The sequence below is a fragment of the Pseudoflavonifractor sp. An184 genome (assembly GCF_002160305.1).
GTDB classification, from domain to species: Bacteria; Bacillota; Clostridia; order Oscillospirales; family Oscillospiraceae; genus Lawsonibacter; species Lawsonibacter pullicola.
In genome coordinates, this window is the sequence record NZ_NFKI01000043.1 from 1 (window position 1) to 24,853 (window position 24,853).

A 24,853-nucleotide genomic window follows, 5' to 3' on the forward strand; every position below is an offset into this window, starting at 1 on the left:
GGCAAGGCGTTCAGCGAGCGCAGCGAGGACTTTTCCGCCGCGCAGCGGTGGGAAAGTATTGGCATTTTTCAGGCTGTCAGAAAAGTCCTTGGACTTTTTTGACAGCCTGAGAGGCGGCGCTGTGCGCCGCCTCTTTTCCTTTTTTCGGAAGTCAAAGCCGGCGCTCCCCAAAAATTCCAGGAAACCCGCCCGCGTAATTGTGAATAAATCTTGACATGACCCCAAGTTGCCTTTAAAATAATCGATAGGACAAAAATTGAAAAACTTGGGGGATGTTTTTCAGTTGTCGCAAGGATGGTGGGCCACCGCGGCACAGCACGCCTTGCGGCTCCTTTTATGCTGTCTGACCCGGCGGGAAGGTCCCGCCCGCCGGTGTGAAACCATATTCCCGCGGCCCAGGCCGCGCCGGGGAGCGGGGCGTCCCCAACCAACTTTTGTATTTTTGGAGGTGTAAGCATCCCACATGGAGTATATCATCGGAGCTGTCATCGGCCTTCTGGTGGGTGCTGTGCTGGTGTACGTGTTCGGCGTTCTGCGGGAGCGGAAGCAGGCGGAGGAGGATCTGAACTCCGCCCGAAACCAGGCCAAGCAGATCGTCAACGAGGCGTATAAGAGCGCAGAGAACAAGAAGCGGGAGGCCATGGTCGAGGCCAAGGAGGAGATCCTGAAGGCCCGCAACGAGTACGAACAGGAAGAGAAAGAGCGCCGCGCCGACCTGCAGAAGCAGGAGCGCCGGCTGCAGCAGAAGGAAGAGAACCTGGACCGCAAGACGGAGAACATGGAGAAGAAGGAAGAGCATCTGTCCAACCGTCTCGCCAAGCTGGAGGCCACCCAGGCGGAGGCCGAACAGCTCAAGCAGGAGCAGGTGGCCAAGCTGGAGGAGATCTCCGGCTTTACCGCCGAGGAGGCCAAGGCCTACCTGCTTGACCAGCTGGAGGCCGACGTGACCCACGAGTCCGCCATGAAGATCAAGGAGATCGAGGCCCGGTTCAAGGACGAGGCGGACACCAAGGCCCGGGAGATCATCTCTCTGGCCATCCAGCGCTGCGCCGCCGACCACGTGGCCGAGGCCACGGTGTCTGTGGTCCCCCTGCCCAACGACGAGATGAAGGGCCGCATCATCGGCCGCGAGGGCCGCAACATCCGCACCCTGGAGACCCTGACCGGGGTGGACCTGATCATCGACGACACGCCGGAGGCCATCACCGTCTCCTGCTTTGACCCCGTCCGCCGGGAGATCGCCCGGCTGGCCCTGGAGAAGCTGATCCTGGACGGCCGCATCCACCCCGCCCGCATCGAGGAGATGGTGGAGAAGGCCAAGCGGGAGGTGGACGCCACCATCAAGGCCGAGGGCGAGCGCGCCATCTTTGAGACCAACGTCCACGGCCTGCACCCGGAGCTGGTGAAGCTCCTGGGCCGGATGCGCTACCGCACCAGCTACGGCCAGAACGTGCTCAACCACTCCATCGAGGTCAGCCACATCGCCGGCCTGCTGGCCGCCGAGATCGGCGCCAACGTGGCCGAGGCCAAGCGGGCCGGACTGCTCCACGACCTGGGCAAGTCCATCGACCACGAGGTGGAGGGCTCCCACGTCACCATCGGCGTGGAGCTGGCCCGGAAGTACCACGAGAGCGAGGCCGTCATCCACGCCATCCACGCCCACCACAACGACGTGGAGCCCCAGACGGTGGTGGCCTGCCTGGTTCAGGCGGCCGACGCCATCTCCGCCGCCCGGCCCGGCGCCCGGCGGGAGAATCTGGAGAACTATATCAAGCGTCTGGAGAAGCTGGAGGAGATCACCTCCTCCTTCCCCGGCGTGGAGAAGTCCTTTGCCATCCAGGCGGGCCGGGAGGTCCGCATCATGGTCAAGCCCGACCAGGTCAGCGAGGACCAGATGGTGCTCCTGGCCCGGGAGATCGCCAAGAAGATCGAGGACGAGCTGGAATACCCCGGCCAGATCAAGGTCAACCTCCTGCGGGAGACCAAGGCCATCGAGTACGCGAAGTAATATCCCCCAACAAAAATACGCTTTGAGCGCCCCGGCGGAGTTCCGCCGGGGCGCTCAGCTTGTCAAAAAACTCAGTTGAGATGAATCCGCTCAAGTTGGGGCGGGAGAGCTCGAGGGGACGGCAGCCCGCCTCGAGTGGGATCGAATGACCTGAATGCCTTGCCCGGCAAGGCGTTCAGCAAACACAGCGAGGACTTTTCCGCCGCGCAGCGGCGGGAGAGTATCGCATTCTTTCTTGTATCAATAAAACGGCGGCACAGGAGAACCTGCGCCGCCGTCTGGCTGTGGCGATTACTTCTGGAGCCCCAGCAGCCGCTGGGCGTTTCCACCCAGGATGGCGTCCTTCTCCTGGTCAGTGAGAGGCAGGGCGCGGAAGCGCTCCAGGCTCTCCTGCTGGCCGCTCCAGGGGCTGTCGGTGCCGAACAGGAACCGCTCATACCCAAAGGTGCGGATGATGCGCAGGAACTGCTCCTCCCCCATCATGGGCAGGTCCTCGGGCTTGTAGTAGCCGTCGTCCAGAGGACGGATGCTGCCCAGGGAGTAGGAGGTGTCCAGATACACCGGCGCGTAGGGCAGCAGTTCCTCCACCTCTTCCCAGTTCCGCCAGCCCCCCATGTGGGCCAGGATCAGGGTGAGGGGCCCTACCTCCTGAATGGCGTGGAGGACCATCTTGGGGGTGACACGTACCTCTCCGGGGAAGCCGATGTCCAGTCCGGAGTGAGTGAGAACGATGAGCCCCAGCTCGGCCGCCCGGTCCAGGATGCGCAGGGTGCGGATGTCGTCAAAGTCCACCCCCTGGTACACCGGGTGGAGCTTGATGCCCTTCATCCCCAGCTCCTTCACCCGGGAGAGCTCCGCGCGGTAATCGGAGAAGTCCGGATGCATGCAGCCGAAGGAGTACACCCCGGTCTCCGGGCCCAAATCGTTGATCTGGGCGGAGCTGTCGTTCACATGGACCACCTGGCGGGGGTTGGTGGCCACCGGCAGCACCAGGGATGCGTCCACCCCCGCCCGGGCCATGGAGGTCCGCAGGCCGGAGACAGTGCCGTCCACATAGGCCCGGGTGTGGGACATCCCCTCCAGCTTGGGGATGGTGGTGGCGGCCAGCTTGTCCGGGAAGGTGTGGGTGTGAATATCAATGACCATGAAGCTCACAGTCCTTTCTCGTAAAATGGTGCGGTCCGGTAAAACCGGGCTCCGGGTACAGGGTACCACAGGAGCCCGGCTTTGAAAAGGAACTTTCTTGCCCAAAAACTGCCGTTTTTGGACCAAACGGAGGTCACTCGCCGTCTCCCAGGGCCTCCCGCTGGCGCACCAGCACCTTCTGGTCGTAGCAGGAGAAGGCGTCGTCCACCAGCTTCCGGTCCGGCTTGGGAGTCACCAGGGAGACCACCGGCACGATGACCAGCCCGGCCAGCATGCAGAAGGCGCCGGCGTTGATGGAGGACCGGAGCACCGCCGGGAACAGCTGGGGCGCCAGCATGTTGGCCAGCATGACCACCACCGAAAACAGGAAGCTGGCCCAGCAGCCGGCCTTGGTGGCCTTCTTCCAGTACAGGCCGTACAGGAAGGGGGCCAGGAAGGCGCCCGCCAGCGCTCCCCAGGAGATGCCCATAAGCTGGGCGATGAAGGTGACGTTGGAGCGGTACTGCACAATGGCGATGACCACCGAGATGGCGATGAAGATGACGATGAGCACCCGCATGATGAGCACCTGGGTCTTTTCCTTCATGTCCTTCACAAAGTTGTCCTTCAGGAAGTCCAGGGTCAGGGTGGAGCTGGAGGCCAGCACCAGGGAGGACAGGGTGGACATGGAGGCGGACAGCACCAGAATCACCACAATGGCGATGAGCACGTCGGGCAGTCCGGAGAGCATGGTGGGGATGATGGAGTCATAGCCGTCGGCGGCCACGTCCACCTGGTCGGAGAACAGCCGCCCGAAGCCCCCCAGGAAGTAGCACCCGCCGGCTACGATGAGGGCGAACACGGTGGAGATGATCATGCCCTTGTGGACGGCGGTCTCGCTCTTGATGGCGTAGAACTTCTGCACCATCTGGGGCAGGCCCCAGGTGCCCAGGCTCGTGAGGAGCACCACCCCCAGCAGGTTCAGGGGGTCGGGGCCGAAGAAGGAGGCGAACACGCCGGGGGTGGAGGAGGCGGCGGGGTCGCTCACCCGGGCCAGGCCGTCCAGGGCGGCCATGAAGCCCCCCTGACTGTTCAGCACGGCGGCGATGACGGCGACGATGCCCACGATCATGATGATGCCCTGAATGAAGTCGTTGATGGCGGTGGCCATGTAGCCCCCGGCGATGACGTACACCCCGGTGAGCACCGCCATGACCATGACGCACACGGCGTAGTCGATGTCAAAGGCCATGCCGAACAGCCGGGAGAGGCCGTTGTACAAAGAGGCGGTGTAGGGGATCAAAAACAGAAAGGTGATGGCCGAGGCGGCGATCTTCAGCGACCGGGAGCCGAAGCGCTTGCCGAAGAACTCGGGCATGGTGGCGCTGTCCAGATGCTGGGTGATGATCCGGGTGCGGCGTCCCAGCACCGCCCAGGCCAGCAGCGAGCCCAGAATGGCGTTGCCGATGCCCGCCCAGGTGGCGGCCACGCCGTACTTCCAGCCGAACTGCCCGGCGTAGCCCACAAAGACCACGGCGGAGAAGTAGGAGGTGCCGTAGGCGAAGGCGGTGAGCCAGGGCCCCACCGACCGGCCGCCCAGCACGAAGCCGTTTACATCGGAGGCGTGCCGGCGGCAGTACAGGCCGATGCCCACCATGACCGCGAAAAACACCAGAAGCATACCCAGTTTGATTGCCATAAGAGGATCTGTCCCTTCTCTTGTTTCTTTCAACAATTTGCTGCGTTGACGCGTTACAGTTTAACGCAGAAAAGCAATAAAGTCAAGAGGGGAAACCATATTTTTTTCGCCGCCGCGCCGGGCCCGTATCCCGGAAACATACCAACCCTTTTCACAGAATACAGTAGAAGGAGGGGGGATGAGCTTGGCGCGGGAACGTGGAATGACAGCCGGGGGGAGCGTGCTGTTCCTCACGGTGCTGGGGACCCTGTCGCAACTGTTAGGATTCGGCTACCGGGTGGCCCTGTCCCGGATGGTGGGGGCGGAGGTGATGGGCCTCTATCAGCTCATCATGCCGGTGTACTCCGTCCTCCTCTCCCTCACCGCCGTGGGGCTGACGGCGGCGGTGTCCAATCTGACCCCCCAGTATCTGGCTTTGGGTAACAGCCGGGGGATTCCCCAGCTGCTGGGCACCTGCCTGAAAATTCTATTTCTGCTGATGGCCCCCATCTCGGCGGTGGTCCTGCTGTGCTACGACCCCATCTCGGTCTACTGGCTGGGGGACGCCCGGACCCAGCTGGGGCTGATCCTTCTCCTGCCCTGCGTGGCCCTCACCGGGGTGGAAAACCTGCACAAGCACTTCTTCTACGGCTCCAGCCTGGTGCGCCCCCCGGCGGTGGCCGAGCTGCTGGAGCAGCTGGTGCGCACCGGGGCGGTGCTGGGCCTGCTGGCCTATTTTCTGCCCCAGTACCCCGAGCGGGTGGTGGGCCTCATTGTGGCGGGCATGGTCATCTGTGAGGTGGCCTCCGCCGTGACCCTCACCGTGCTGTGCCGCCGGCGGCTCCGCCGCATGGGCCTGAATGGCCCCGGGGAGCCGGGGAGAGTGCGCCGGAGGCGGGTGTTCTCCATTGCCCTGCCGGTGGGGCTCAACGCCCTGCTGGGCAATCTCATGGGGGCGGTGAACGCCGCCCTGGTGCCTCAGAAGCTGGTGGAGGGGGGCATGGAGCCCTCCCAGGCCATCTCCGAGCTGGGGGTGGTGTGCGGCATGACCCTGCCCATGCTGGCCCTGCCCACCGTCTTTTTAAGCGCCATGAGTCTGGTGCTGGTCCCCCGGCTGGCCCGGTCCACCGCCCTGAACCGCCCCCAGGCGGTGCGGGACACCGTCTCCCAGGCCCTGTCCGCCGTGTCGGTGCTGGCCCTCCCCGCCATGGGGATGATGGCGGTGCTGGGGGAGGAGCTGGGGGTGCTCCTGTTCCGCCAGGAGGCGGTGGGGGAGTATCTCCTCCCCCTGGCTGCGGCCACCGCCCTGAGCTGCTACCAGGCCATTCTGGGGGCCTCCCTCAACGGGGTGGGCCGCCAGGGGACGGTGGCCTGGATCTCCCTGGTGTGCGACGGGGTGCAGCTGGCCTTCACCGCCTGTCTGGTGGGCGTCCCCTCCGTGGGCATGGGGGGCTTTGTGGCGGGGACGCTGGCCTCCGCCGCCCTGGGGCTGGTCCTGTGCGCCTGGCGGCTGCGCTCCTTCACCGGCCTGTCCTTCCGCCTGTTCCACTGGGTGACCGCCCCGGGGCTGGCCGCCCTCCTGTCCGCCCTGGTCACCAACCTGCTGTTTCAGGTGCTCCGGGACAGCGGCGTGCCCGTCCTCTGGCGCATCCCTGGCGCCCTGGCCTTCGGCCTGGTCCTCTATATCGCCGCCCTCAGCGCCCAGGGGGTGCCCCTGCGGGGGCTGTTCCGGCTTGAGTAAAGGGAACGCCGCCCATCAGGGCGGCGTTTCAGCTTGTCGAAAAACCTCTGTTTAGACGAATCCGCCCGAGTATTGGCGGGGGAGCTCGAGGGGGCGGCAGCCCGCCTCGAATGGAATCAAATGCCCCGGAAGCCTTGCTGTGCAAGGATTCCGGCAAGCGGAGCGCGGACTTTTGCGCCGCTGTGCGGCGCAAAAGTAACGGTATTTTTCTGTCAGGAAAACAGGAACCCCTGCAGCTGCCCCAGCAGCTCCATGGATTTGAATTTCAGCACATAGCCCTGGTCCTCCTCGGTGATGAGGGCGGCCTGGTCCTGGGAGAAGTACCCCGCGGCGGCGGCGTCCTCCACCGTGCCGGAGGCCGCCCCCAGGCACAGGGGCGGGAAGGCCACGCACCACCAGTTCTGCCCCTCCCCCGCGCCGATGACCACCCGCAGGGCGGTGTACTCCCCGGCGGGGAGGGCGAAGCCGTCGTACTCCTTGGTGGGGAACCAGCACTTCTCCAGGGAGGCGGTCACCGGGTAGTCGTACCCGGCCGCCTCCACCGTCTCCTGCCCCGTCCGGGCCAGCTCCCCCAGGTGATCGGAGAGGGCCGCCCGGGCCTCCTCCAGGCTGGCTTCCTGGGGATAAAACTCCTGCGTGGCCGAGAGCACCGCGTCCCGCACCTGGAGCTTCAGGGCCTGGTCCTCTGGGCTGTCCGAGTTGGCGATCACGTGGAAGCGAATCACCCGGTCGGCCAGCTGGGTCTGTTCCTCCCCCAGCCAGAAGCCGCACAGGAGGGCGCACAGCACCCCCGCCATCAGGGCGATCTCCCACCGCTTTAAACTGCGATCCAAAGGCATAAAAAACACCGTCCATTCTATTGGCATCCGTTATGTATCGGTACCCATAGAATAGCCGGTGTTTTCTCTTTTTAAACCGTCTCGCACAAAAAAGTGTCCCGGTAGCGCTGGGCCAGGCAGGCCCGTGCCTCCTGGGCCGCCTCCAGGCGGTCGAACAGGCCGAAGGCGGTGGGGCCGCTGCCGCTCATGTTGGCCCCCAGGGCCCCGCACTGGATCAGGATGTTTTTGATCTCAGCCACCCGGGTATAGAGGCGGGCGGGGAGCACGTCCTCAAAGACGTTATACATCCGCCGGGCCACGCCCCCCAGGTCCCCCGCCTCCAGGGCGGCCACCAGTCCGGCGGTGTCCGGCCGGCGGCGGAGCTTCACCCGGTCGGCCTGGGCGAACAGCTCCGGGGTGGAGATGGGGAAGTCGGGCTTGCAGGCCACCACCCAGCACCGGGGCAGGGGAGCCAGCGGGGTGAGCATCTCTCCCCTCCCCTCCGCCAGGGCGGTGCCTCCCAGCACGCAGTAGGGCACGTCGGAACCCACCCGCTCCCCGATCTTGGCCAGCTCTCGGGGGGAGAAGGGCTCCCCCGCCCGCCGGTTCAGGGCCCGGAGGACGGCGGCGGCGTCGCTGCTCCCCCCGGCCATCCCGGCGCACACCGGGATACGCTTCTCAATGCGGATGTCCAGGTTTTCCGGCTCCCGGCCCAGGGCCTCCCAGAACCGGAGGGCGGCGGCGGCGGCCAGGTTTTTCTCTCCGGTGGGGAGAAAGCGCAGATTGGCGCTCACCCGCAGCCCCTCCCCCTGGTTCTCCTCCAGAGTGAGGGTGTCCGCCAGGGTGATGGACTGCATCACCATCCGCAGATCGTGGTAGCCGTCCTCCCGCTTCCCCAAAATGTCAAGGGTCAGATTCAATTTGGCAAAGGCCTGTATTTCCACACCGGCACCTCCCCGCCAGGGATTGGATTTCGGTCAGTCCCGGATCTTCCGGGCCTCCAGATAAAAGCGCTTGTCGTGGGCCTCCCCCATGGAGAAGGTCTTGCGGGGGAGCACCCCGTCCCGGATGACCGTGGGGAAGAGCTCCTCCTTGCCCATGGCGGGCAGCAGGAATCCCACCGTGTCCGGCTGGGCGGCGAGCTTCCGCACCACGTCCTCCCCGTGGATGTAGTCCACCCGCACCCCTTTGTGCCGGGCCAGGTACCAGTCCAGGAAGTTCTGGAGGGTGCCCACCGGCAGCTGGGCCGCCGGGTCGGGGACGGAGACCACGCCCTGGGTCTCCCCGTACACATAGGCCAGCTTGTGTCCGGTCCCATCGCCCCGCCGGGCCCCCGGGTAATACTCCACCAGGGCGGAGAGCAGCTCCTCCGGCTTCGCCCCGAACACCAAGCGGTGGATGGGCTCGAACTCCAGGGAGGCGTCGTGGAGGTTGTCCAGCTCCACCAGGGCGTACCGGGCGGGCAGATTGGCCCAGTGCTCCGGGGATGTGAGCCGCTTCTGCCGCTCGTAGCACTCCTTGGCGGTGGCCAGGGAGTGGTTGCCGTCCCCCACGGCGAAGAGCATCACCGCCGCGTCCTGGGTGCCGTAGCGGGCGTTGAACTTGGCCGGGTCGGCCAGGGCGGACAGGGCCCGGGCCACCTGGGCCTGCTGGTCCTCCGTCAGCTCCCAGCCCTTGATGTGGCCGCCGCGCTCCATCAGGTCAAAGTCGTACAGCACCTGCATCTCTCCCGTCTGAGCGGACAGGGGCTCGATCACCGTCTGGTCCGGGTCGTCCACCAGGAGCATCACATGGGGCAGCTCCACGGGAGCGTTTTTCCGCACCGCCACCCGGGGCGGGATGCGGGAGAGCACCGTCCCCTCGGTGGCCCGAATGGGGGCGGAGGAGCCCGGCTCATAGTCGTACTGCTCCAGGTCCACCATGCCCATCAGCCCACGGCGCACCTTGCCGTTGTCCAGGGTGCGCTCCACATAGAACAGGGCGCTGGGGTGCTCCACAAACCGCCCATCCCGCAGATACCGGCTCATGGTGTTGTTGATCTCCATGATGTCGGTCTCCACATTGGGGCCCTCCAGGCAGCTCTCCGGCAGGATCAGCCGCAGGGTGGAGGGGGCACGGCCCACGTACTCCTCCACCCGCTGCCAGTACTCCGGCTGGGAGGTGTACTGGTCGCAGGCCACCACGCTCCACTTGGAGTATTCGCAGTCCTTGGGCAGAAGGATGTCCGCCGGGCGGAAGGGAAGGGTTTCAAATAAATCGTTCATCAATGGTCACTCACTTTAATTGGTCTCTTGCAGGGAGGATTTCGCCGCCTGCGGGCGGCGAGTGACTTTCCCAGCGATGGGAAAGTCACCAAAGGATCGCCGGGGGCCGACTCCCCTTATCAAGGGGAGATGGCCCGAAGGGCCAGAGGGGATAGGGATCGGCTCAGGATGAGCGCTCCGCGCTCATATTCGCCTTACCCCCGGTCCCCCATTGCGGGGGTTATCCCTTGAGTCAGGCAAAATATTTCCGGCGCGCAAAATCTGAGTGGTCGCTTGCGATTCCTTCCGGGCCCACTGGGGCCCTGGGTTTGCAAAAATTCAGGGTCTATGCGATTCCACGACTGCGCCTGGCCATGCCGAGCCAACGGTACCGGTGCAGAATACGCCGTAGGGGCGACCCTTGCGGTCGCCCGCAAGCCTTCCCCTTTGAAGGGGGAAGGTGCCCCCGAAGGGGGCGGATGAGGGTGACCTCTTGGCTTGCCCCCGGCGGGAGCCCCAAAGGGCTCCCCTACCCAGACACGGAGGGTTCTCTTGCGATTCGTAGGGCGGGGGCTGGAGGTGAATCGGCCGAAGGCCGAGAGAAGCCACCCTGGGGTGTGCCCCCGCCGCCTTGAGGCGGCCCCTCTGGACGGCACGCTGTGGGAAAGGTTACTTTTTGAGCCGCCCCCACTCCTCCATCTGGGAGATTATGGCGTCCAGCTTTTCCTCCATCCGGTCCCGCTGTTTTTGGACTTCTCGGCAATGGACCACCAGCGCTCCCACACCCACAGCCGCCGCAGCAATTAGGAGCAGGGCTCCGATAAGAGCAAACAGATCAAGGAAGCTCAGCCAGGCTACCAGGTAGACGAGGACAAGAAATCCAAAAATAACTGCCACGGTCTTCATAGAACACACTCCTCTCGCAAAGCCTATCTTTGCTTCCGCTCTGTGGGGTCACTCCTCAATGTGATTGGAAGCGCGGTCCGATTCCGGCTTCTCCGTCTTGGAGGCCAGGGTGTTCAGCTTTTCTTCAATTCGGATCAGCCGCAGGGTGACACAGAACAACGCCGCGAAAAGCGCGCCCGCGCAGAGAATCCCGCCAAAAACCACACCCATATCGCCCAACAGAGCCAGGACGGCATAGATCAGCACAGAAAAACCGAGTGTTCCGCCCAAAAACAGCAGCATTGATCCCACTCCTCTCTAGATTGGTCCACAGAATTAGTCCATAGCCCCCTTGATGGCGCTGAGCAGGTCACCGAACTCCTCATAGGCGGGCAGCTCCGGGTGGTCGGCCTTGATCTGCGGGGTGCTCTTGAACAGGAAGCCCGCCTTGCTGGCCTGGATCATGCCCAGGTCGTTGTAGCTGTCCCCGGCGGCGATGGTGTCGTAGCCGATGGACTGCAGGGCCTTCACGGTGGTGAGCTTGGACTGCTCACAGCGCATCCGAAAGCCGGTGATCTCCCCGCCGGGGGCCACCTCCAGGGAGTTGCAGAAGATGGTGGGGTAGCCCAGCTTCTTCATCAGGGGCATGGCGAACTCCTCGAAGGTGTCGCTGAGAATGATGACCTGGGTGAAGGAGCGCAGCTCGTCCAGGAACTCCTTGGCCCCGGGCAGGGGGTCGATCTTGGCGATGGTGGCCTGGATCTCTTTCAGGCCCAGGCCGTGCTCCTTCAAAATGCCCAGCCGCCACCGCATGAGCTTGTCGTAGTCGGGCTCGTCCCGGGTGGTGCGGCGCAGCTCCGGAATGCCGCTGGCCTCGGCGAAGGCGATCCAGATTTCGGGGACCAGCACGCCCTCCATGTCCAAACAGGTGATGTACATCGTTTACCTTCCTCTCATTGAAACGTCGCGTTCTGCTTTCTCCGCGCTCCCGCCCGGCGGAGGGCGGCAGCCGTCATTCCATCTTCGGGCGAAGGCCCGCCCCGCGGGACGGACCTTCTGAATTTACTCCGCATATTCCTGAATCAGCCGGGAGGACCAGGAGATCAGAGCTTCGCACAGGGCGCGAAACTCCGGCGTCTCCGGTCCGGACAGGGCGGCGGCCCGCTCCCGCCCCTCCAGGACGGTCCGGTCCTCCTCTCCCAGGCGGGGCAGGAGCTCCCGGGGGCGGGTCAGGTTCTCCCCGGTCTCCAGGAAGTGCTTGGCCTGGAGAAGGAACCCCGCCTGCTTATAGAGCTCCCCCAGCATGGGGAGGCTCCTGTCGTGGAGCCGGTTGTGAACGGCGGCGTGGTAGATGCCGCAGGCCCCGGCGTGGACCGCTTTTTGAACGTCCCTCCGCTCCACCGGCGGGAGAATCTCATCCAGAGAGCCCAGCCAGGGGCGGGTGTCCCGGGCAAACTGGAACAGCTCGGACCGCTCCCAGGCGGCCAGCTCCTCTCTGCCAGAGACAAAGCCGCACACCAGCTCCCGGTTTGGAAGCCGGTCCAGCAGCCCCTCATAGGCATCCAGGTCGGCGGGGGTCAGCCGGTCCAGCACCACCACCGCGTCGATGTCGCTGTCCGGCCGGCCCTCTCCCCGGCCCCGGCTGCCCTGGAGCCCCACGAAAACCAGCCGGTTTTTAAATACGTTTTGTAATTCTTTTAAAAATAAGTCCATCCAGGACTCTATATTCAAGGGGTCTCCCCCACTGCTGCCTGCAGTATTCATCGGATCATTCTTAATTCTTAATTCTTAACTCTTAATTCTTAATTTTCTTTGCCCTTCAGGTTCTGAAGGAAGTTGTCCATACGGCTCACCGCCTCGGCGATGTCCTTCATGGAGGCGGCGTAGCAGGCCCGCACATAGCCCTCGCCGCCGGGGCCGAAGGCGTCGCCGGGGATGACGGCCACCTTCTCCTCCCGGAGGAAGCGCTCACAGAACTCCTGGGAGCTCAGGCCGCTGGACTTGATGCAGGGGAACACATAGAAGGCCCCCTTGGGCTCGAAGCAGGTCAGGCCGATGCGGTTCAGGTTCTCCACCAGATACCGGCGGCGGCTGTCGTACTCCTCCCGCATGTGCTCGATGTCCCCGTCCCCGTTGCGCATGGCCTCAATGGCGGCGTACTGGCTGGTGGTGGGGGCGGACATGATGCCGAACTGGTGGAGCTTGGTCATGGCGGCCACGATGGGCTTGGGGGCACACACATAGCCCATGCGCCAGCCGGTCATGGCGTGGCTCTTGGAGAAGCCGTTGACCAGCACGGTGCGGTCGTACAGCTCGGTCAGGTTGGCGGGGGACACGTGGTGCTGGCCGTAGGTGAGCTCGGCGTAGATCTCATCGGAGAGGACCATGATGTTGGTGTCCTTCAAAATAGGCATCAGGGCCTCCAGGTCCTTCCGCTCCATAATACCGCCGGTGGGGTTGCAGGGGAAGGGCAGCACCAGCACCTTGGTTTTGGGGGTGATGACCGCCTTCAGCTCCTCAGGGGTGAGGCGGAACTCATTCTCCGCCTTCAGCTCCACATACACCGGGACGCCCCCGGCCATCTCGGTGAGGGGACCGTAGCACACAAAGGAAGGGGTGGGGATGATGACCTCGTCCCCCGGGTTCAGAAGGCAGCGCAGGGACAGATCGATGGCCTCGCTGCCGCCCACAGTGACCAGCACCTGGCTGGTGTAGTCATAGCTCAAATCGAAGCGGCGGCGCAGGTAGTTGACAATCTCCCGCCGCAGCTCCAGCATGCCGGCGTTGGAGGTATACTTGGTGTGGCCCCGCTCCAGGGAGTATATACCCGCGTCCCGGATGTGCCAGGGGGTGACAAAGTCGGGCTCACCGATGCCCAGGGTGATGGCGTCGGTCATCTCCTCCAAAATATCAAAAAACTTCCGAATGCCGGAGGGCTTGACGCCCTGGATCTTCTGATTCAAAATCTGGTCATAATTCATGAAAATACAAACTCCCTTTCTTGGGGCTCCGGACGTCGGAACACCAGATGCTTCTCTTTATATTTCTTCAAAATGAAGTGGGTGGCGGTGCCGGTGACCCCCTCGATGGTGGCCAGGCGCTCGCCCACGAACTGGGCCACCTCCCGCAGGGTGCGCCCGGAGATGATGACGGTCAGGTCGAAGGACCCGCTCATCAGGTACATGCTCTCCACTTCCTCGTACTGGTAGATCCGCTCGGCGATGCGGTCAAAACCGTCGATGCTCTGGGGGACCACCTTCACCTCGATGAGGGCGGTGACGTTCTCCCGCTTCACCCGGTCCCAGTCGATGATCGCCTGATAGCCCAAAATGGCGCCATCCTCCTCCAGGCGTGCTCGCTCCTTCTCCACCTCTGCCTCGGTCATGCCTGCCTGTGCGGCCAGCTGTGCGGTAGGTTGAGTACAGTCTTGTTCCAGCAGTTCCAGCAGCGTATGCATAGTCTGGGACCTCCTTGTATGGATTTTCTCCCGTCCAGAATCACAAGCCGGGAATTGGTTTCATTATAGCTTATTTTCCCCTATAAGGCAATGCGCGGCAGAAAAAAAGAGCGGCTCCTCCCGATGGGAGGAGCCGCAGTTCTGTCTGAAAAGTTTGGGCAGGCCGTTCCGCTGTCAGGCGGGCCGTACGGCCTCCTTTTTGTTGAGCATCACCTGATAGACAATCATAACGACCAGAACCGCCGCGCCGATCAGATCCGTGAAGGCGCCCGGATCGATCATACACAGACCGGCGGCAATACACACCAGCCGAAGCACCATGTTCAGCTTGCGCAGCATGAAGCCGATGAGGCCTGCGCCCAGCAGGAACATGCCGCAGGAGGAGGTAACGACAATCCGCACCACGTCAAAGACCGTGTACTCGCCGATGAAGAGCATAATGGGGCTGAACACGAAGATGTAGGGGACGATAAAGGCCGCGATGGCCAGACGGGTGGCGTTCAGACCGGTCTTCATGGGGTCGGCCTTGGCGATGGCGGAGCCGGCATAGGCGGCCAGGGCCACAGGAGGCGTAATGTCAGCCACGATGCCGAAGTAGAACACGAAGAAGTGAGCCGCCATCAGGGGCACGCCCATCTGGATCAGGATGGGAGCGCAGGTGGTGGCCATGATCACGTAGTTCGCCGTGGTAGGCACGCCCATGCCCAGCACGATACAGCACAGCATGGTCAGCACCAGCGCGATGATCAGCTGGTCGCCCGCCACTGCCACAATGGCGTTGATGATAATCTGGCCCAGACCGGTGGAGGTGACCACACCGGCCACAATGCCCGCCATGCCGCAGGCCACGCCCACGGACAGGCAGCTCTTGGTGCCGCCCTCCAGAGCGGTGACGTAGGTCTGCACATTCTTCCGGTTGGGCTCGCTGATCAGGGTAAAGATAATGAACAGCACGAAGAAGATGGGCAGGAACCAGGTGGTCATCAGATCCCGGTAGGCATACAGCTCCTGGGAAGTGGCGTTGGGGAAGATCGCCGTCAGATTGGGCATGCCGAAGGCGTAAATCAGCAGGGGGATGCCGGGAATCAGCATCAGCAGCTTGCGTCCCACGCCCTTCTCCCGGTCCATCATGCTGGCCACGATGGCCACCAGGGAGGAGACCACCGCACAGTAGGCCATGGTAAAGGAGCCGGTCTGCATGACGGTATACACCAGCACCACCAGGGGGAGCAGCAGGTAGAACTTGGGCCAGATGTCTCGGAATTTCGGCAGCTCAGACCGCTTCAGGCCCTTCAGTCCCATGGACTTGGCCTTGAAGTGTACCATGATGAAGATACCGGCAAAATACAGGAACGCAGGCAGGATTGCCCGAATGATAATGGTGTTGTAGGACTCGCCGGTCATCTCCGCCATCAGGAAGGCCGCCGCGCCCATAATGGGGGGCATGATCTGACCGCCGGTAGAGGCCGCCGCCTCCACCGCGCCGGCAAACTGGGGCGGATAGCCGGTTTTCTTCATCAGAGGGATGGTCACCGAGCCGGTGGTCACGGTGTTGCCCACGGAGGAGCCGGACACCATGCCGCACAGGGCGGAGGAGATGACGGCCACCTTGGCCGGGCCGCCGGTGGCGGAGCCGGCGATGGCATTGGCCAGATCAATGAAGAAGGCCGCGATGCCGGTGGCCTCCAGGAAGGCTCCGAACAGGACGAACAGGAAGATGTAGGTGGAGCACACCTGGATGGGGGTGCCCAGAATGCCCTGGGTGGTGTAGAACAGGGTGTAGATCAGATCCTTGAACGCCATCCCCGAACCCAGCAGGGCATAGGCCATAAAGGCCACCACCACCACGATAATCGGGATGCCCACCACCCGGCGGCAGGCCTCAATGAGCAGCAGAATCGCCAGCGTACCGATGATGATATCAATGGTATCCAGGCGGCTTCCTTTGTAGATCAGGTCGTCCAGGAAATAGATCTGATAGCCGAAGGTTCCGATGGACAGCACCGCCAGCACAATGTCGTACCAGGGCATATAGTTGACCCGGGTGACCGCGCCCTTCTTGATGGGGTACATGACGTATACGAACACCAGGACCAGTCCCAGGAACCAGCAGCGGCGGACGCTGCCGTCCATGCTGGAGAACATGCTCACGTACACCATGAAGATCATAAACAGCGCCATGGCGTAGCGGATGACCTGCTTGGGCAGCCCCTCCCAGATCTTTGTGTTGGACTCCCGGTCATACTTTTTCATGACCGCTTCCACATCGGCCGCAGTTCCTACGTCTACGTCGATAGGGGAAGAATCTTCTACCGTCCGTTTTTCTTTTTCTTCCACAATCGCTCTCCTCCTTTTTGTCACACATTTAAAAAGACCGGTACTCACAGGACAACGTGATGATGGAATCCTTTCCGCACAGCTCGCTGAGACTGATGACCCTGGTATTTCCCACCTGGGTCTCCAGCTGTCCGGTATACACACCGATCAAATCTTTGATCTGCGGGTAGTCCTGACTCACCTCTCCCAGCAGCAGAGTGCGGTCGGAAAATCCCCCCGCCGAAGAGCTCAGCTCCGGAAAAGGCTGATGGATATTGTCTACAATCAGCGCGCCGTCCTCTCCCACCCGGAACGTCTCTCCCGGGTTCAATTCAGTCTGGACGCCCGCGCCGAACTGATAGTAGATGGTGGTCTCCGCGTACAGAACGCCGTCCTCCCCCACCTGAAACACATCCAGCAGCGGATAGAGGTTGACAGAGTGGATAAACCCCAGGCCCACCTGTTCCCCCGGCTCTACCCGGTAACTGGCATAGAGTTCCCCGCTGTGCTCGTCCCGAACCGTGAGGTACCATCCTCTCCGTGTCCCAATGAAAAGGGCCGCTGCAATAATAGCAGCTATTATTGCAGCGGCCCCCAAAATTCGTTTGCGATGCAAGGTTCAGACGCTTTCCCGAATATTAAGCGGTGGGGGCGTCGATGAGCAGGTTGCCCTCCTCATCCAGCACGCCGGCCTCCACATAGTATTTCAGGGCTCCGGGATGGACGGGGACGGAAATGCCCTTGGTGGCGTCATAGTCGGTCAGCAGCTCGAACTTGGGATGGCCGACAATCAGCTCCTCCTTGTTCTCGAACAGAGCCTTGGTGAGCTCATACACGGCATCCTCGCTCAGGTCGTCAGAGGCGACCAGTACGGCCTGGACGGCCACGCAGGTCACTTCGTAATCCACACCCTCATAGGTGTTAGCGGGCAGGTTCTCCTGGACCAGGAAGGGGTAATGCTCCGTGAGGTAATCCACGGCCTCCTGGGTCAGAGAGACCATGGAGAAGTCCATACCGCTGGTGGCCAGCTCGGTGATGGCCACGGTGGGGGCGCCGGCCACGGTGAAGGCCGCGTCGATCTGGCCGTTCTTCAGCTGCTCGGAGGCGTCGCCGAAGGAGCCGTAAGTAACATTGATGTCGTCATAGGTCATGCCGTAGGCTTCCAGAACCTGGCGGGCATTGAACTCGGTGCCGGAGCCACGGTCGCCCACGCAGACGGTCTTGCCGGCCAGCTCGGACACGTCGGTAATGCCGCCGCGGGCAGTGATCTGAACCGTCTCATTGTACAGGCCGGCCACCCAAAGGGCGTCCGTCTCAGGCTCCTCGAACATGTCCTCGCCGTTGTGGGCGTAGGTCAGCACGTCGGACTGAAGAATGGCCAGCTGATACTTGCCGTCGGTGATACCCTGGACGTTCTCCTTGGAGGCGCCAGTGGAGGTGGCGGTCATGTTCAGCACATCGCCGATGATGGGGTTCAGCACGGTGCACATACCAGAACCTACGCCGTAATAAGTACCGGTGGAGCCTCCGGTGGCCAGAACCGCCGATTCACCCGAGCCGCCACTCGGGGCCGCCGTGCTGGTTCCGCCAGACCCGCTTCCAGAACTGGAGCCGGCGTCCGACGCATGGGGGTTGCCACAGCCGGACAGCGCCAAACTGGCAGCCATCGCCATGGCCAGGACAAGAGCAAGTTTCTTTTTCAGCATGATGATTCCTCCAATTCAAAATGATTTTCTGGGGAATTTTGCTTGCACACTCATTATAGTCTAATTGCATGTATAATGCAAGAATTTTTTTCATCTCTTTTGTATTCTGACCAAAAAGATTCATTTTTCCTCAAAATCGTTATTATTTTAACGAAATTTTCCTTTTTTGATCTATTTCTGCAAGTTTTCATGCATTTGTTTCCTTAGTCCGGCCGCCAGTCCCCCATCGCCTCCTCCAATTTGCTCAGCGCCCGCTTTTCGATGCGGGATACATACGACCGGCTGATCCCGCACTGGGCGGCGATCTCCCGCTGGGTATGCGGAGCCTGGCCGCCCAGCCCATAGCGCAGGGTGATGATCTTTCTCTCCCGGGGCGACAGGCAGGTCTGGACGCACTGCCGCACTTTTTCACAGGCGTCCCGGGTGTCCAGTTCTTCCAGCATATCGTCATCCACCGCGATTACGTCCATCAGGGAGAGAGAGTTCCCGTCGCCTCCCGACTCCAGCGTCTCGGTGAGAGAGACCTCTCCCTGCAGCTTCTTCTGGGCCCGAAAATGCATCAGGATCTCATTTTCAATACACCGGCTGGCATAGGTGGCCAGCCGGACGTTTTTGTCCGCCTTAAAGGTGGAGATCCCCTTGATGAGGCCAATGGTGCCAATGGAGATCAGGTCGTCCTGGTCCCCGGTCTGGGCGTAGTATTTTTTCACGATATGGGCCACCAACCTCAAATTATGTTCCACCAGGACGTTGCGGGCCTCCAGATCCCCCTGGGCGCAGCGCGTCAGGTATTCCCGCTCCTCCGCCGCCTTCAGGGGGCGCGGGAAGGAGCCCCCTCCTCCGGACAGGCGGAGGGTGAAAAAAAGGCTGTGGAGCATCAGGTAAATGACTGGGGAAAGCATGGGCAGACACCTCCTGCCCCACTGTATTCTCCTCCAGCTCGTCCCTATGTTCCATTTCGAAAAAATATGCTATACTGTACCAGAGAGAGATAGTTTAAGGCTGTCCGGCCTGGGGCGGAGGGGTTGACCATGGACCAATATGAGATTTTAAAGCATTATTTCGGCTATGACCGCTTCCGCCCGGGTCAGGAGCGGCTGATCGGTGCGATTCTCTCCGGGCGGGACGTCCTGGGGATCATGCCCACCGGAGGCGGAAAATCCCTGTGCTACCAGGTTCCCGCTCTGATGCTGCCCGGGATCACTCTGGTGATCTCCCCTCTCATCTCTCTGATGAAGGACCAGGTGACCGCCCTGCGGAAGGCCGGGGTGGACGCCGCCTACCTCAACAGCACGCTGTCCCCAGACCAGATCCGGCTGGTGTACCGCCGGGCCTATCAGGGGGCCTACAAGCTGCTGTATATCGCGCCGGAGCGCCTGAGCGGCGAGGGGTTTTCCGCTCTCACCCGGGAAGTTCCCGTCTCTCTGGTGGCCGTGGACGAGGCCCACTGCATCTCCCAGTGGGGACAGGACTTCCGCCCCAGCTATCTGAAGATCTCCGAGTTTCTGCACGCCCTCCCCCGCCGCCCGGTGGTGGCCGCCTTCACCGCCACCGCCACAGCACAGGTGCGGGACGACATCGCGCAGCGCCTGGAGCTGGAGAACCCCCTGTGCGAGGTCACCGGCTTCGACCGCCCCAACCTGTTCCTGGACGTGCGGAGCCCCCAGCGAAAGCTGCCCGCCCTGCTGGAACTGGTCCAGGAGCGGCGCGGAAAGAGCGGCATCATCTACTGCGCCACCCGCTCCGGCGTGGAGAAGGTCTGCGCCGCCCTGTGCCAGCGGGGCATCCCCGCCACCCGGTACCACGCCGGGCTGGCCGAGGAGGAGCGCCAGGCAAATCAGGACGACTTTCAGTTCGACCGCAGGCCGGTCATGGTGGCCACCAACGCCTTCGGCATGGGCATTGACAAATCCAATGTGAGCTATGTCATCCACTACAACATGCCCAAGAGCCTGGAGGCCTACTACCAGGAGGCGGGGCGGGCCGGACGGGACGGGGAGCCGGCGGACTGTATTCTCCTCTACTCCGCCGGCGACATCACCACCGCCAAATTTCTGCTGGAGAACAGCGGCAATGTGGAACTGGATGAGGAGGAGCAGGAACAGGTCCGCCGCCAGGACCAGGCCCGGCTCCAGGCCATGATCGGCTACTGCCGCACCTCCGGCTGCCTCCGGGGCCGCCTTCTGGACTACTTCGGGCAGGCGCACGGCCCGGCCTGCGGGAACTGCGGCAACTGCCGCGGAGAGTACCAGCTCCAGGACATCACCGTCCCCGCTCAGATGATCCTCTCCTGTGTGCACCGGGTGAAGAGCCGGCTGGGCTACTACGTGGGGAAAACCCTCCTCGTCCAGGTTCTGCGGGGCAGCCGAACCCAGCGGGTGGCCGGCCTGGGCCTGGACCAGCTCTCCACCTACGGCCTTATGAGCCGGCTCCCGGCGGAACAGGTCCGGACGCTCATGGACTTTCTGGAGGCGGAGGGCCTCCTGCGCACCAATCCGCTCCACGCCACGCTGGAACCCACCCCGGCCGCCTCCAAGATTCTGTTTCAGGGGAAAAAACTCTCCATGCCGGTGCGGAGGGACCGGGCCGGGGAGGCGCGGCGGCCGGGGCGCAAAAAAACCGCCCCCTCCCCCGCCCCGGAGGCGGAGGACCTGTTCTCCGCCCTCCGGGCCGTCCGGACCCGGCTGGCGCAGGAGGAGAACGTCCCGGCCTATGTGGTGTTCTCCAACGCCACTTTGGCGGACATGGCGGAGAAGGTCCCCCGTACGATGGACGAATTTCTGGACGTGACGGGGGTTGGAGAAGTCAAGGCCGCCCGGTACGGGGAAGAATTTCTCCGGGCCATCGCAGAGTATCAGGACCAGGAGCGCCCATAGGACGCCCCTGGTCCCAATGCCTGTGGGCCGAAGCGGCTCCCCGGATCACCGGAGAAGCCCCGGGAACGCTCCCCCCTCCAACAGCTCGGAAAAGGGGATGACCTCCGGGGGGCGCTCCGGGTGGGCGCCCAGAATCTTCTCCATCCAGATCATGTCGTACCACCGGCCGAACTTATAGCCGCACTTGTGGAACCGCCCCGCCAGCTGATAGCCCAGCCCGGCGTGGAAGGCGGCGCTGGCCCCGGTGAGGTAGGGGTCCCCCTCCTGGGCGGGGTCGGCGATACAGGCGTTGAGATTCTGGATGTGCTGGGCGGCCAGACAGCGCTCCAACGCCTGATACAGGGCCCGGCCAAGGCCGCGGCCCCGCTGGTCCTGCCGCAGGTAGATGGTGGTCTCCACCGACCAGCCGTAGGCGGCCCGCTCCTTGAAGGGTCCGGCGCAGGCGTACCCCAGCACCTCGCCCCCGCACTGGGCGGTCAGATAGGGGTACCGCTCCAGAGTGCGGCGGATGCGCCCGGCGAACTCCTCCGGAGTGGGGACCTCATACTCAAAGGTAACTGCGGTCTCCCGCACATAGGGGGCGTAGATGGCCAGCAGGGCGGGGGCGTCCTCCGGGACGGCGGGGCGGATGGTAACAGCTTCCATAAGGCCTTCCTCCAGCGTAATCAAATTGGCCCCATTGTAGCACTCTTTCTGTTTCCGGTGCAAGGGAGTTGGGAAAAAGTCCTTGTTTCCCTTGCCCTGGCCGGGGGTTTATTGTATAATGACACCAGTACGACAGCATCCAATCCATTTACATAACGACAGAACTCAAAAGGAGGAACTTTCCCATGGCTTTTGTAGACTTTGAACAGCGCGGCCCCATCGGGGTCATCACCATGAACCGTCCCGAGGCCCTGAACGCCCTGAACGACCAGGTGCTGAAGGATCTGGACGCCGTCCTGGACGCGGCGGAGGCCAACGACGAGGTGCTGGTGCTCATCCTCACCGGCGCGGGCCGCTCCTTTGTGGCCGGGGCCGACATCGGCCAGATGAAGGATTTTACCCCCGTACAGGCCAAGCAGTTCGGTATGTACGGCAACAGTGTGTTCCTGAAGCTGGAGAACTTCCCCAAGCCCGTCATCGCCGCGGTGAATGGCTTCGCTCTGGGCGGCGGCTGTGAGCTGTCCATGGCCTGCGACATCCGTCTGGCCAGCGAGAAGGCCAAGTTCGGCCAGCCTGAGGTGGGTCTGGGCATCACCCCCGGCTTCGGCGGCACCCAGCGCCTGGCCCGCATCGTGGGGGTGTCCAACGCCATGGAGCTCATCCTCACCGCCAAGAACATCAACGCCCAGCAGGCCAAGGAGATCGGCCTGGTCAGCCACGTCTATCCCCCCGAGGAGCTGATGGACAAGGCCATGGAGCTGGCCCAGGCCATCGCCGCCAACGCCCAGGTGGCCGTGCGCCAGTCCAAGGCCGCCATCCGCAGGGGCCAGCAGACCGACATGTACACCGGCGCCGCCTATGAGGCGGAGGCCTTCGCGGTGTGCTTCGCCACCGAGGACCAGAAGGACGCCATGACCGCCTTCGTGAACAAGGAGAAGGTCGCCGCCTTCAAAAACCGCTGAGTTCAAAGCCCCAAGCCGCTGTTCAGGCGGCTTGGGGCTTTTTGTCCCCATCCGGCCCGCTGTTTGTGGATAACTTTTTTCTTCCAATACAGTACAATCCGCGAGGCCGCTTTATTTTTGTCAAAACAGGCCCGTTAGTTCAGGTTAAATGTTGGAAAACATCTTGCAAGCACCGGCTAAATGTGAAATAATGAGGGTACACGACCCGGCAAATACAAAGGAGGCAATGGAATGAAGCGGAAAAAGACGTTTTCCCAGGAAGAACTGCGCTATTTGAAGCTCCTGGCCCAGCAGTACCCCACGGTACAGGCGGCCAGCAGCGAGATTATCAACCTCCAGGCCATTCTGAACCTGCCCAAAGGCACGGAGCACTTTATCTCCGACCTCCACGGGGAGTACGAGGCCTTTCTCCACATTCTGAACTCCTGCTCCGGCGTCATCAAGGAGAAGGTGGACGACCTGTACGCCGCCACCATCTCCAAGGCGGACCGGGACGAGCTGTGCACCCTCATCTACTACCCGGAGGACAAGCTGGAGCAGCTCCACGAAACATATGAGGATATGGACGAGTGGTACCGCATCACCCTCCACCGCCTCATTGAGATCTGCCGGTGGGTGTCCTCCAAGTACACCCGGTCCAAGGTGCGCAAGGCCCTCCCCAGGGACTACGCCTACATCATCGATGAGCTGCTGCACACCCACTACGAGGAGACGGACAAGCGGGACTACTACGAGAACATCATCTCCACCATCATCGACCTGGGCCAGGCCGACCGGTTTATCGAGGCGGTGTCCGCCGTCATCAAGCGCATGGCGGTGGACCACATGCACATCGTGGGGGACATCTTCGACCGGGGCCCCCGGGCGGACGTCATCATGGACTCCCTGCTGGACTACCACAGCGTGGACATCCAGTGGGGCAACCACGACATCCTGTGGATGGGGGCGGCCTCCGGCTCCCGCACTCTGGTGGCCACCGTGCTGGCCAACTCCATCCACTACAACAACCTGGAGGTCATCGAGACGGGCTACGGCATCTCCCTGCGCCCCCTGTCCGTCTTTGCCAACGAGGTCTACAAGGACTGCGACGTACACCGCTTCGCCGTGAAGCTCACCGGCCCCGACGCGGACCAGTACAGCGAGAAGGATAAGCTACTCTCCGCCCGGATGCACAAGGCCATCACCATCATCCTCTTCAAGCTGGAGGGGCAGAAGCTGCTGCGCCACCCGGAGTACGGCATGGCCGACCGGCTGCTGCTGGACAAGATCGACTATGAGCACAAGTGCATCACCATCGACGGGGTCACCTACCCCCTGGAGGACACCGACTTCCCCACCGTGGACCCCAAGGACCCCTACACCCTCACCCCGGAGGAGAACAGCGTTATCGATCAGCTCACCGCCTCCTTCCAGCGCAGCGAGAAGCTCCAGAAACACGTGCGGTTCCTGTACTCCAAGGGGAGCCTCTACAAGGTGTTCAACGGGAATCTGCTCTTCCACGGCTGCATCCCCATGACCGAGGACGGGCAGCTGCTCACCTTCACCCTGGGGGGCAAGGAGCGGAAGGGCAAGGAGTTCTTTGACTATGTGGACACCGCCGCCCGGCAGGCCTACTACTTAAAGCCCGGCTCCGATGAGCGCAGGCTGGGGATGGACCTGCTGTGGTTTTTGTGGGCGGGGCGGAACAGCCCCATCTTCGGCCGGGACCGGATGACCACCTTCGAGCGGCGGCTCATCAAGGACGAGTCCGCCTGGACCGAGCCCAAGAACGCCTACTACACCCACTACCAGGACCCCGCCGTGTGCGACCTGCTCCTCAAGGAGTTCGGCCTGGAGGGGCCCCACTGCCATATCATCAACGGCCACATCCCGGTGAAGTCCAAGAAGGGGGAGAGCCCCATCAAGGGGGGCGGCAAGCTGCTGGTCATTGACGGCGGCTTCTGCCGGGCCTATCAGCCCACCACCGGCATCGCCGGGTACACCCTCATCTACAACTCCTGGGTCATGCGCATCGTCTCCCACCAACCCTTCTGCGGCCGGAAGGAGGCCATTGAGGAGAACAAGGACATCGCCAACAGCTCCCAGGTGTTCGAGCGGATGGAGAGCCGCCTGAAGATCGCCCAGACGGACATCGGCCGGAAGCTCCAGGCCCAGTCCGACGACCTGCGGAACCTGGTGGAGGCCTTCAAGGCCGGCGCGGTGCTGGAGGATCACAGAGAATAACGGAAAAAAGTGCGGGCCTATGGCCCGCACTTTCAGTTTGCCGAAAAACCTCTATTAAGAGGAATCCGCCCGAGTGTTGGCGGGGGAGCTCGAGGGGGCGGCAGCCCGCCTCGAGTGGGATCGAATGCCCTGAATGCCTTGCATGGCAAGGCGTTCAGCGAGCGCAGCGA

21 protein-coding genes are annotated in these 24,853 nt (G+C 62.8%); 5 read left to right on the forward strand and 16 right to left on the reverse strand.

Going from position 1 to position 24,853, the window contains the following annotated elements; genetic code table 11:
- Positions 1 to 463: 463 nt before the first annotated feature.
- Complete coding sequence (rny, locus tag B5F19_RS12655) at positions 464 to 2,008, forward strand: ribonuclease Y (RefSeq protein ID WP_087291012.1); 1,545 nt, start codon at positions 464 to 466, stop codon at positions 2,006 to 2,008.
- A gap of 291 nt (positions 2,009 to 2,299) precedes the next feature.
- Here the strand turns inward: rny and B5F19_RS12660 are convergent, their stop codons facing one another.
- Positions 2,300 to 3,154 (reverse strand): amidohydrolase family protein, encoded by an 855-nt coding sequence (locus B5F19_RS12660; RefSeq protein WP_087291015.1) that lies wholly within the window; start codon positions 3,152 to 3,154, stop codon positions 2,300 to 2,302.
- 133 nt (positions 3,155 to 3,287) lie between these two features.
- Positions 3,288 to 4,832 (reverse strand): sodium:solute symporter family protein, encoded by a 1,545-nt coding sequence (locus tag B5F19_RS12665; RefSeq protein WP_087291017.1) that lies wholly within the window; start codon positions 4,830 to 4,832, stop codon positions 3,288 to 3,290.
- 184 nt (positions 4,833 to 5,016) lie between these two features.
- Here B5F19_RS12665 and B5F19_RS12670 point away from each other — a divergent pair, with 184 nt between their 5' ends.
- The gene (locus tag B5F19_RS12670) at positions 5,017 to 6,552 is read left to right on the forward strand and encodes an oligosaccharide flippase family protein (protein WP_242972809.1); all 1,536 of its coding nucleotides are present in this window, start codon (positions 5,017 to 5,019) and stop codon (positions 6,550 to 6,552) included.
- Between the two features lie 212 nt (positions 6,553 to 6,764).
- Here the strand turns inward: B5F19_RS12670 and spoIIR are convergent, their stop codons facing one another.
- From spoIIR to sigK, 13 genes are all read right to left on the reverse strand, one after another.
- Positions 6,765 to 7,391 carry a stage II sporulation protein R gene (gene spoIIR / locus B5F19_RS12675; protein WP_087291021.1) on the reverse strand — a complete coding sequence of 209 codons (627 nt, stop codon included), beginning with the start codon at positions 7,389 to 7,391 and terminating at the stop codon, positions 6,765 to 6,767.
- A gap of 71 nt (positions 7,392 to 7,462) precedes the next feature.
- A complete protein-coding gene (gene ispE, locus B5F19_RS12680) occupies positions 7,463 to 8,314 on the reverse strand; it encodes a 4-(cytidine 5'-diphospho)-2-C-methyl-D-erythritol kinase (RefSeq protein ID WP_087291023.1) in 852 nt (283 codons plus the stop codon).
- A gap of 33 nt (positions 8,315 to 8,347) precedes the next feature.
- A complete protein-coding gene (locus B5F19_RS12685; RefSeq protein WP_087291025.1) occupies positions 8,348 to 9,634 on the reverse strand; it encodes a DUF1015 domain-containing protein in 1,287 nt (428 codons plus the stop codon).
- Positions 9,635 to 10,282: 648 nt separating this feature from the next.
- Positions 10,283 to 10,519 (reverse strand): hypothetical protein, encoded by a 237-nt coding sequence (locus B5F19_RS12690; RefSeq protein WP_087291027.1) that lies wholly within the window; start codon positions 10,517 to 10,519, stop codon positions 10,283 to 10,285.
- 48 nt (positions 10,520 to 10,567) lie between these two features.
- The gene (locus B5F19_RS12695) at positions 10,568 to 10,801 is read right to left on the reverse strand and encodes a hypothetical protein (RefSeq protein ID WP_087291029.1); all 234 of its coding nucleotides are present in this window, start codon (positions 10,799 to 10,801) and stop codon (positions 10,568 to 10,570) included.
- 33 nt (positions 10,802 to 10,834) lie between these two features.
- A complete protein-coding gene (gene thrH / locus B5F19_RS12700) occupies positions 10,835 to 11,437 on the reverse strand; it encodes a bifunctional phosphoserine phosphatase/homoserine phosphotransferase ThrH (RefSeq protein WP_087291030.1) in 603 nt (200 codons plus the stop codon).
- Between the two features lie 123 nt (positions 11,438 to 11,560).
- Complete coding sequence (locus B5F19_RS12705) at positions 11,561 to 12,211, reverse strand: nucleotidyltransferase domain-containing protein (protein WP_162612577.1); 651 nt, start codon at positions 12,209 to 12,211, stop codon at positions 11,561 to 11,563.
- Between the two features lie 89 nt (positions 12,212 to 12,300).
- Positions 12,301 to 13,479 (reverse strand): aminotransferase class I/II-fold pyridoxal phosphate-dependent enzyme, encoded by a 1,179-nt coding sequence (locus tag B5F19_RS12710; protein ID WP_087291034.1) that lies wholly within the window; start codon positions 13,477 to 13,479, stop codon positions 12,301 to 12,303.
- Complete coding sequence (locus B5F19_RS12715; protein ID WP_087291036.1) at positions 13,476 to 13,955, reverse strand: Lrp/AsnC family transcriptional regulator; 480 nt, start codon at positions 13,953 to 13,955, stop codon at positions 13,476 to 13,478. The genes B5F19_RS12710 and B5F19_RS12715 overlap by 4 nt, the downstream gene beginning before the upstream one ends.
- 174 nt (positions 13,956 to 14,129) lie before the next feature.
- On the reverse strand, positions 14,130 to 16,292 hold the full coding sequence (locus tag B5F19_RS12720) for a TRAP transporter permease (protein ID WP_140394231.1): 2,163 nt from the start codon (positions 16,290 to 16,292) through the stop codon (positions 14,130 to 14,132).
- 28 nt (positions 16,293 to 16,320) lie between these two features.
- Positions 16,321 to 16,887 (reverse strand): DUF1850 domain-containing protein, encoded by a 567-nt coding sequence (locus B5F19_RS12725; protein ID WP_087291040.1) that lies wholly within the window; start codon positions 16,885 to 16,887, stop codon positions 16,321 to 16,323.
- A gap of 22 nt (positions 16,888 to 16,909) precedes the next feature.
- Positions 16,910 to 17,977, reverse strand: coding sequence for a TAXI family TRAP transporter solute-binding subunit (locus B5F19_RS12730; protein WP_087291043.1), 1,068 nt, complete (start codon positions 17,975 to 17,977; stop codon positions 16,910 to 16,912).
- A 203-nt stretch (positions 17,978 to 18,180) separates the two neighbouring features.
- Entirely contained in the window at positions 18,181 to 18,879 is a 699-nt protein-coding gene (gene sigK, locus B5F19_RS12735) for an RNA polymerase sporulation sigma factor SigK (protein WP_087291045.1), read from the reverse strand.
- Between the two features lie 129 nt (positions 18,880 to 19,008).
- Here sigK and recQ point away from each other — a divergent pair, with 129 nt between their 5' ends.
- Positions 19,009 to 20,853, forward strand: a complete 1,845-nt coding sequence (gene recQ / locus B5F19_RS12740) for a DNA helicase RecQ (RefSeq protein WP_087291047.1) — start codon at positions 19,009 to 19,011, stop codon at positions 20,851 to 20,853.
- Between the two features lie 45 nt (positions 20,854 to 20,898).
- Here recQ and B5F19_RS12745 read toward each other — a convergent pair whose 3' ends face one another.
- A complete protein-coding gene (locus tag B5F19_RS12745) occupies positions 20,899 to 21,498 on the reverse strand; it encodes a GNAT family N-acetyltransferase (RefSeq protein ID WP_087291049.1) in 600 nt (199 codons plus the stop codon).
- 185 nt (positions 21,499 to 21,683) lie between these two features.
- Between B5F19_RS12745 and B5F19_RS12750 the strand changes: the two genes are divergently transcribed.
- Together B5F19_RS12750 and B5F19_RS12755 are read left to right on the forward strand one after the other, a co-directional pair.
- A complete protein-coding gene (locus B5F19_RS12750) occupies positions 21,684 to 22,460 on the forward strand; it encodes an enoyl-CoA hydratase-related protein (RefSeq protein WP_087291051.1) in 777 nt (258 codons plus the stop codon).
- Positions 22,461 to 22,691: 231 nt separating this feature from the next.
- Positions 22,692 to 24,683 carry a fructose-1,6-bisphosphatase gene (locus tag B5F19_RS12755; RefSeq protein ID WP_087291053.1) on the forward strand — a complete coding sequence of 664 codons (1,992 nt, stop codon included), beginning with the start codon at positions 22,692 to 22,694 and terminating at the stop codon, positions 24,681 to 24,683.
- The last annotated feature ends 170 nt before the right edge of the window (positions 24,684 to 24,853 follow it).

Bases quoted from the DNA above. Each gene is read 5' to 3' on its own strand.
- B5F19_RS12660 (WP_087291015.1), bottom strand. From the start codon at position 3,154: ATGGTCATTGATATTCACACCCACACCTTCCCGGACAAGCTGGCCGCC.
- B5F19_RS12715 (WP_087291036.1), bottom strand. From the start codon at position 13,955: ATGCATACGCTGCTGGAACTGCTGGAACAAGACTGTACTCAACCTACC.
- B5F19_RS12745 (WP_087291049.1), bottom strand. From the start codon at position 21,498: ATGGAAGCTGTTACCATCCGCCCCGCCGTCCCGGAGGACGCCCCCGCC.
- B5F19_RS12710 (WP_087291034.1), bottom strand. From the start codon at position 13,479: ATGAATTATGACCAGATTTTGAATCAGAAGATCCAGGGCGTCAAGCCC.
- spoIIR (WP_087291021.1), bottom strand. From the start codon at position 7,391: ATGCCTTTGGATCGCAGTTTAAAGCGGTGGGAGATCGCCCTGATGGCG.
- B5F19_RS12685 (WP_087291025.1), bottom strand. From the start codon at position 9,634: ATGAACGATTTATTTGAAACCCTTCCCTTCCGCCCGGCGGACATCCTT.
- B5F19_RS12730 (WP_087291043.1), bottom strand. From the start codon at position 17,977: ATGCTGAAAAAGAAACTTGCTCTTGTCCTGGCCATGGCGATGGCTGCC.
- B5F19_RS12750 (WP_087291051.1), top strand. From the start codon at position 21,684: ATGGCTTTTGTAGACTTTGAACAGCGCGGCCCCATCGGGGTCATCACC.
- B5F19_RS12690 (WP_087291027.1), bottom strand. From the start codon at position 10,519: ATGAAGACCGTGGCAGTTATTTTTGGATTTCTTGTCCTCGTCTACCTG.
- B5F19_RS12665 (WP_087291017.1), bottom strand. From the start codon at position 4,832: ATGGCAATCAAACTGGGTATGCTTCTGGTGTTTTTCGCGGTCATGGTG.
- B5F19_RS12695 (WP_087291029.1), bottom strand. From the start codon at position 10,801: ATGCTGCTGTTTTTGGGCGGAACACTCGGTTTTTCTGTGCTGATCTAT.
- rny (WP_087291012.1), top strand. From the start codon at position 464: ATGGAGTATATCATCGGAGCTGTCATCGGCCTTCTGGTGGGTGCTGTG.
- B5F19_RS12705 (WP_162612577.1), bottom strand. From the start codon at position 12,211: ATGGACTTATTTTTAAAAGAATTACAAAACGTATTTAAAAACCGGCTG.
- recQ (WP_087291047.1), top strand. From the start codon at position 19,009: ATGGACCAATATGAGATTTTAAAGCATTATTTCGGCTATGACCGCTTC.
- sigK (WP_087291045.1), bottom strand. From the start codon at position 18,879: ATGCTTTCCCCAGTCATTTACCTGATGCTCCACAGCCTTTTTTTCACC.
- B5F19_RS12755 (WP_087291053.1), top strand. From the start codon at position 22,692: ATGAAGCGGAAAAAGACGTTTTCCCAGGAAGAACTGCGCTATTTGAAG.
- thrH (WP_087291030.1), bottom strand. From the start codon at position 11,437: ATGTACATCACCTGTTTGGACATGGAGGGCGTGCTGGTCCCCGAAATC.